This is a genomic window from Streptococcus mitis SK564 (genome assembly GCF_000148525.1).
In the GTDB taxonomy this organism is placed as follows: domain Bacteria; phylum Bacillota; class Bacilli; order Lactobacillales; family Streptococcaceae; genus Streptococcus; species Streptococcus mitis_H.
Genome location: NZ_AEDU01000008.1, coordinates 195,381 through 201,522, shown reverse-complemented (window position 1 = coordinate 201,522; position 6,142 = coordinate 195,381). Strand labels below are relative to the sequence as shown.

Below are 6,142 nucleotides of genomic sequence, written 5' to 3'. Positions count from 1 at the left end.
AAAAGGACGGGGCCGGTCCTTCTTTTTTATATATCTAGTAGAAATTTGGTGTGGTATAATATTTACAAATGATATAGGAGAAGTAGTGTGAAAAGAAAATGGTTATTTAAGGATTACTATGATACAACGATTATCATACTTGCGTTAATCTCTGTTATTCTGGTATTGCTTGGATTTGCTGAGATGGTCGATTTGGACAATCCTCCGTACAACATTATTGATTTACTACTTTGGGGTGTTTTTGTGGTAGATTATGGATGGCGGTTCTTTTTAAGTAAAGAGAAATGGCGATTCATAATTGAAAATATCTTTGATCTGCTAGCTATCCTGCCTTTAAATGCTATTTTTACAGTGTTTCGATTAGGACGTATCTTTCGCCTAGCAAGACTGACAAAATTACTGAAACTGACTCGTTTACTTAGAATAGTTGGACTTACAGGTAAATTAGAAAGAAAAATTAGTAGATTCTTACGGACAAATGGCCTGCTTTATATCTTGTATGTTAATATCTTTATCGTGCTAGTAGGAAGTTCAATTTTATCTGTAGTTGAAGAAAAATCATTCTCAGATAGTCTTTGGTGGGCTCTTGTGACAGTAACCACTGTTGGTTATGGTGATATTGTTCCAGTTTCCCTTTTTGGGAAATGGATAGCTATTTTATTAATGTTGGTAGGAATTAGTACAATAGGAATGTCAACAAGTACCTTAACGAACTTTTTTGTAAAGGAGAATCCAGATGAACAGATACAATTTGATAAACTCCAAGATGAATTATCTAGTCAGAGAATATTAATAGAGAAACAATCTGAAAAGATAGAAGAACTACATCGAATGATAAAAGACTTAGTTGAAAAAATATAATAAAAGTGAGACAAAACTTGATTCGAGGAGAAATCAAGTAAGTCTTGACACAATAAAACGCATAATATCAAGGTCTGGCACCTTACATTATGCGTTTTTGTTATTTTTATTAGAATGGCAATTTACCGGCGAAAGCACCTAATTTTTTCTTAGTCGTTTCATCGATTTGTTCAAGAGCAGAGTTGATGGCTTGAACGGTCATATCAGAAAGGGTTTCGAGGTCTTCTGGGTCAACGACAGCTGGATTGAAGCCAATGCTGACAACTTTCTTATCTCCAGTTAAGGTCGCTTGAACAAGATCTTGAGCAGATTTGCCAACAAATTGCATAGCTGCAAGTTCAGCTTGGCTTTGTTCCATTTGTTTTTGAAGTTTTTGTGCTTGACGCATCATGTTTTGCATGTTCATCATAAGATTTTTAAGATTCCTTTCGTATCAAGGCTTTGAGCCTTTTTTAATAAATTTTTTGCCTTTTTTTGCCCTAAAAGTTGTCAAAAGCGTTGGCGACTTCTTTTTGTTGAGTTGGGAATAGGTGAGAGTAGATGTTGATTGTTGTATTAATACTACTGTGTCCCAGTCGTTTCATAAGTGTAAAAAATATATAATCTTTTCCTTCACCATTTCTGAGTCCTTTTGAAACTAGAAACGCTGCATGTGAGTGTCGGAAATCGTGATTACGAATCATTTTTAATGATGCAGGCATTCTTTTTTTCAATTTAATCTTTTGATTAGAAACCATTGGAGCAGTTAGTTGTAAAGGACTGTCTTGAAAGATTTGTAAGTCTTCTGTATTGTCCGTAAACTCTACTAATAGGTGAGCTTGTTTTTCTTTCCATTCCGTTAGTTCTTGAACGAATGCTTTATGAATATAAATTCGACGATTGGATTGAGTAGTTTTTACCGTTCCGATATGGACCTTGTTATTACGAAAGTAAGCAGAATACTTAATATCAATATAACCCTCTGATAAATTAATCTGTTTCCAAGTTAAGGCCAATGCTTCGCCAACACGAACGCCTGTAAACATCAGAACTCGATAAAATAACTGAAACATATATTCATCTTCTGTGAACAGAGAATCAAATAGCTTGAATTCTTCAGGAGTGAAATAAGACATCTCCTTGTGTTTATCAGGCAGTTTTCTTAGTCCATTGCATGGATTATCTTGTCTAAGACGATTAGCGACAGCAACATCAAACATTTTATGTAGAAAAATCATTAGCTGATTAACAGTCGTGCTTGATAGTGTTCCTCCTTTGACACTTGGTTGTTTGACCAACCAATCTCTAAATTTTTTTACTTCATGGATAGTAATGGCAGACATATCTGCATGCTCAAAAAACTTAGAGACATATTGGTTATAATAGGATATCTGTGTATCAATGGTACCACGTTTATTCCCACGGAGTTCATCTTCTTGTTGAACTAAAGAGTAAAGGTGAGAAACAGATATTTTATCTTTAATATGAACTTGGTGAAGTTTGTTTAATCGATAATCTGCTTCATATTGAACAGCTTCTTTACGAGTGGTAAATCCTGACTTTCTATGCCGTTTGATTTCACCAGTCAATGGGTCTATGCCATCGGTAATATCTACTTTCCATTTTCCCTTGTATCCTTTGATAACTGACATATTATTTTCCTCTTTCTATGTCAGTAGCGAAGAGTACAGTATCTATTATATCATTTTTTGAGATGATTTTGAATCCAAGAATTTCTTCGGCAATAGTCTTTGGTATTCTTCCAATCCTTTTGTTTTTATAAAGTTGAAAACCTCTTTCGACAAGTAATTTTTTACCCTCTCGTATAACACGTCTAGCTGTGCCTTCTGGATATCCTTGATTTGCGATATCTATGTAGGTAACTGTTTGAATTTCTTGCATTTATTCATTCCTTTCCTTTTTCTTATTCAATTCTAAAAATAACTGGTACGATTTGTCTTGAATAGTTTCTTCTCTATCAGTCTGATTTTTAAAGGGGTTTGGTAATTTATTGCCATGGTCTATATAAAACATCTGGTCCATTGGTTCGTACTTGTAAAATTGCAGATGCTCTTTTTTGACTTCGACTACTAAGGATAATCTTCTCATTAGTTGGCCCCAAGAATCAATGTGGCTTGTTTGTTTCTTCTTTGTTAATTCTAAGAAAAAATTATATGGGGAGTATGGGCTTGTAATGATGTATACGTTAGCTAAAAGAGGTTTGTCAAAATAACGACTACTTGCCATCGCTTTAACATTGTAAGGGTCAAACATTTTGAGTAAGTCTGAGTAGTCAAATTGATGGGGGCGTAATTCGTCTAAGATAATCACGTGTTCTAAATTGTATTGTTGAAAAGGGTCACGGATTGAGCCCGTAATAAAATAGTTAAGGTCATACTGTTCTGCGTATTGACGTGCTAGACGAGTCTTCCCTGTTCCCGCTTTTCCAAAAAGCCAAATAATCGTAACAATTTCATTCTTGTCAATCATTTCTTGTCGCCATAGTTCGGCTTGTGTTTCTAGTCGTTTTAAATAGACGGTTTCTATTTTTTGCCTTGCTTTGGCATATTGTGAACCAGTAAGTCGTTGTTCAATTTCTGATTTTGTAATATTACCAGTATAAAGTAGATCCAGTAGATTATCTATAATCATAGTGTCATTTATTTCATATCGTTTGGTTACATTTCTTTCGATAGTGTCTAATAGGAGTAAATAGTCAAAATTCGCAATAACTTCTTTGGGAGAATATTGGTATTTATCTTGATTAGACTCCGTGTGATGAACGAGATATGAATAAGCATTGTTAACTGAACCCCTCCACTGCTCAAAACACTGTATTGGTTGTTTAGTCAACTTAGCAAGATTGTTTAAACTTCTAGCACTTTCAAATTGTAAAACAAGGTGTATATGTGGTGCGACAAGGTTTCCATCTTGCCTAATATCCTTATCATGCAATATTCCCGCAAAACGAAGCGGTTTTAGAATGTTCGTCATATACTCGATGATATCCTGTAAATTTGAAGATTGGAAATACTCAATCTGTTGAACAAACATAATATTTCTGGCTTTTACCATTAAAAACTCCTTTCTTTTTTGGAACAATGGAACAACATTATACTACTTCAATAACAAGCCCAGAAGTAGTATAGTTATGTCCTGACTAAATTGGAACATAAAACCAGCTCGGAGCTCTTGCCTTACGGCAAGCTCCGCTGGTATATAAATCAATTATGCTTTCTCGTCCCTTGTATTATATGATTAAGTGAAGTACTATCTGTGGGAGAGAATATATATATTTTACGATAGACTCTTATCAGATAGTCGTACAAAAAAGGTAATTTTTTTTGTAAAATTGTATCAACATCTGAATTTTTTGCCTGTAGTATTATAACAAGGATATAGTCACTAGTTATGATACATCTGATAGATTTAACAATAGATTTGTACTCTTTTACAACCTCACTATCGCTTTCACTGGCTTTCGTTTTCATCTGTTTTCGAATTATCCTTAATAGATTTATTGTACGGATAAAGTTCAGAAACTTATCTTCTTTTATCCATACGATACAAAGAATGGTATGAGCTAAAAGATAGATAATCATGACGATAGTGATTGTTTGCAATAGCAAAGATTGCCCTATTTGAAAATTATTCCGAATTTGTCCCCAAGCGTCCCAAGAGATAATAGTGCTAACTTGGTTAATAAACCATATACCTGCTAGAAATAACCCCCATAGAAGGCCTAAAAATAATTCCAAAGGCAGTAAGTAATAGAGTTTATCGGTAATGACGGTGCTATTTCTCATAATTAGATTGTTTATGTTTTTCATATGTTTTCTCCTTTTATAGTTGGTACTAGCAATGGCATAACATTAGGTGCTGTTATACCGTCAATAACTTGAACAATACCAGTTCCTTTTCCGTTAGGAATGACAATTCCTGTCTCTGAATCCAAGTCTGGGAATAAAAACGTTGTCGTTTTTCTGTTGATTAAACCAAGTTGTATCAAGAAATTACACTGCTCTCTAACGGCAATAGGTAAAGCGTTTGTATCCATCCGCTGGCTCACTAGGATTAGGTGGACAGATGTTGCTCGTCCAAGTAGTGCAATATTGGATAATAGTGCAAAAAAGGTATCTTTAACATTTTTAGAAGTCAAAGATGTTAAAGCAAGCAATTCATCAATCACCAGACAACGATGTTGAAATTTTTTAGAAGGATTTTCAAGAAGCTCCGCTTGTCTTTCGTAGATAGTATCTAGGTTCACTTTTAGCAAGCTGTTTACCTTGGAAACAAATTCATCAGATGAGAAGTCTTTCTCTTGGTAAAGAACAGGTATGTTCTGTTTTAAGCAGTAGCGAGAGATAGAATCACATTTAGGGTCCACAACTGTTACATGAGCAAATTGATTAATAACAGAGATTAGAAAGGTCAAAGCGTAGCTCTTTCCAGAACCAGAAGAACCAGCAATCAAACAATGAACAATTCGATTGAAATCGATACGATAGTTTTTCATGAGTTCAAAACTTTCGTTTTGAACGCTGACATCAGATAGTTTTTGATACGTCAATCTTTCAGGTATTCCCCTAAAGAATGGAAACCGAAAAGCACGACTAGTGTTAATGCTTACGCCATCACCATCACGTTTGACAATATAGGCCGATGGCTGTTTAAGAAATGTCAACATAGGGTAGGCACTTGTAGACAAAATTTGAAAAATCTGTTGGTATAGATTGTTATCCAAAATGTACGCACAAGGATAGCGCGGGACAAAGTCTAAATAATTGTCGCCATAGATAAACTGGAATGAATTTGTAGTTGAAGAAATAGAGCTGTTTCCCAACCCTATTTCTAAACACTGGACTAGATATTCAGTATCCACTACAAACTCCCGTTTATTTTCTGGTTGAATAAACGGAAATACCATTGATTACTTACCTCCTTCTTTAATAATTTTTACCGATTCGGCTTTAAAATAAACATTGTTTTTCACTTTGCAAGCAACAGGATTGACTAACTCAACTTCTGCGAATTGTTCAATTTCTTGAGAAGTTGGGAATTTGACAAGAAAAGGATTCTGACCAGGAATAATGAAATATCGGCTAAATCCATCTACTTCGTCAGTCCTCTTATTGTCCTTATAGACCCACTTAATTTCTTCTTCAGCGGACAATGAACTAAAGATAGGATTTTCTCCAAATATCTCATGGAAAAGGGCTACGTTATATCCATAAACTGGATTCTTGTATTTGAATGCACTCATGTGCTATTCCTCCATAATCAGCATACCTAGGATTTTGCT

8 protein-coding genes are annotated in these 6,142 nt (G+C 34.7%); 1 reads left to right on the top strand and 7 read right to left on the bottom strand.

The genetic code is table 11. From position 1 onward, the window contains the following. The first annotated feature begins 87 nt into the window (after positions 1 to 87). Complete coding sequence (locus SMSK564_RS06455) at positions 88 to 861, top strand: potassium channel family protein (protein WP_000824592.1); 774 nt, start codon at positions 88 to 90, stop codon at positions 859 to 861. A 109-nt stretch (positions 862 to 970) separates the two neighbouring features. On the opposite strand, the gene SMSK564_RS06450 is transcribed toward SMSK564_RS06455, so the two are convergent. The 7 genes from SMSK564_RS06450 to SMSK564_RS06420 form a co-directional block, all read right to left on the bottom strand. Further along, positions 971 to 1,270: a YbaB/EbfC family nucleoid-associated protein gene (locus SMSK564_RS06450; protein WP_000981528.1), complete on the bottom strand. Its 300-nt coding sequence runs from the start codon at positions 1,268 to 1,270 to the stop codon at positions 971 to 973. Between the two features lie 70 nt (positions 1,271 to 1,340). After that, positions 1,341 to 2,492 (bottom strand): site-specific integrase, encoded by a 1,152-nt coding sequence (locus SMSK564_RS06445; RefSeq protein WP_000111250.1) that lies wholly within the window; start codon positions 2,490 to 2,492, stop codon positions 1,341 to 1,343. A 1-nt stretch (position 2,493) separates the two neighbouring features. Beyond that, the gene (locus SMSK564_RS06440; protein ID WP_001156231.1) at positions 2,494 to 2,742 is read right to left on the bottom strand and encodes a DUF3173 family protein; all 249 of its coding nucleotides are present in this window, start codon (positions 2,740 to 2,742) and stop codon (positions 2,494 to 2,496) included. Further along, the gene (locus tag SMSK564_RS06435) at positions 2,743 to 3,915 is read right to left on the bottom strand and encodes a Rep family protein (RefSeq protein WP_000237581.1); all 1,173 of its coding nucleotides are present in this window, start codon (positions 3,913 to 3,915) and stop codon (positions 2,743 to 2,745) included. It lies immediately after the preceding gene. Positions 3,916 to 4,064: 149 nt separating this feature from the next. Further along, positions 4,065 to 4,670, bottom strand: a complete 606-nt coding sequence (locus SMSK564_RS06430) for a hypothetical protein (RefSeq protein ID WP_000789968.1) — start codon at positions 4,668 to 4,670, stop codon at positions 4,065 to 4,067. After that, on the bottom strand, positions 4,667 to 5,767 hold the full coding sequence (locus SMSK564_RS06425) for a hypothetical protein (protein WP_000231759.1): 1,101 nt from the start codon (positions 5,765 to 5,767) through the stop codon (positions 4,667 to 4,669). The genes SMSK564_RS06430 and SMSK564_RS06425 overlap by 4 nt, the downstream gene beginning before the upstream one ends. A 3-nt stretch (positions 5,768 to 5,770) precedes the next feature. After that, complete coding sequence (locus SMSK564_RS06420) at positions 5,771 to 6,103, bottom strand: hypothetical protein (RefSeq protein WP_001272179.1); 333 nt, start codon at positions 6,101 to 6,103, stop codon at positions 5,771 to 5,773. Positions 6,104 to 6,142 lie beyond the last annotated feature (39 nt).

Excerpts from the sequence above, each read along its gene's own strand:
- SMSK564_RS06450 (WP_000981528.1), bottom strand. The coding sequence starts at position 1,270 with ATGATGAACATGCAAAACATGATGCGTCAAGCACAAAAACTTCAAAAA.
- SMSK564_RS06445 (WP_000111250.1), bottom strand. The coding sequence starts at position 2,492 with ATGTCAGTTATCAAAGGATACAAGGGAAAATGGAAAGTAGATATTACC.
- SMSK564_RS06440 (WP_001156231.1), bottom strand. The coding sequence starts at position 2,742 with ATGCAAGAAATTCAAACAGTTACCTACATAGATATCGCAAATCAAGGA.
- SMSK564_RS06435 (WP_000237581.1), bottom strand. The coding sequence starts at position 3,915 with ATGGTAAAAGCCAGAAATATTATGTTTGTTCAACAGATTGAGTATTTC.
- SMSK564_RS06430 (WP_000789968.1), bottom strand. The coding sequence starts at position 4,670 with ATGAAAAACATAAACAATCTAATTATGAGAAATAGCACCGTCATTACC.
- SMSK564_RS06425 (WP_000231759.1), bottom strand. The coding sequence starts at position 5,767 with ATGGTATTTCCGTTTATTCAACCAGAAAATAAACGGGAGTTTGTAGTG.
- SMSK564_RS06420 (WP_001272179.1), bottom strand. The coding sequence starts at position 6,103 with ATGAGTGCATTCAAATACAAGAATCCAGTTTATGGATATAACGTAGCC.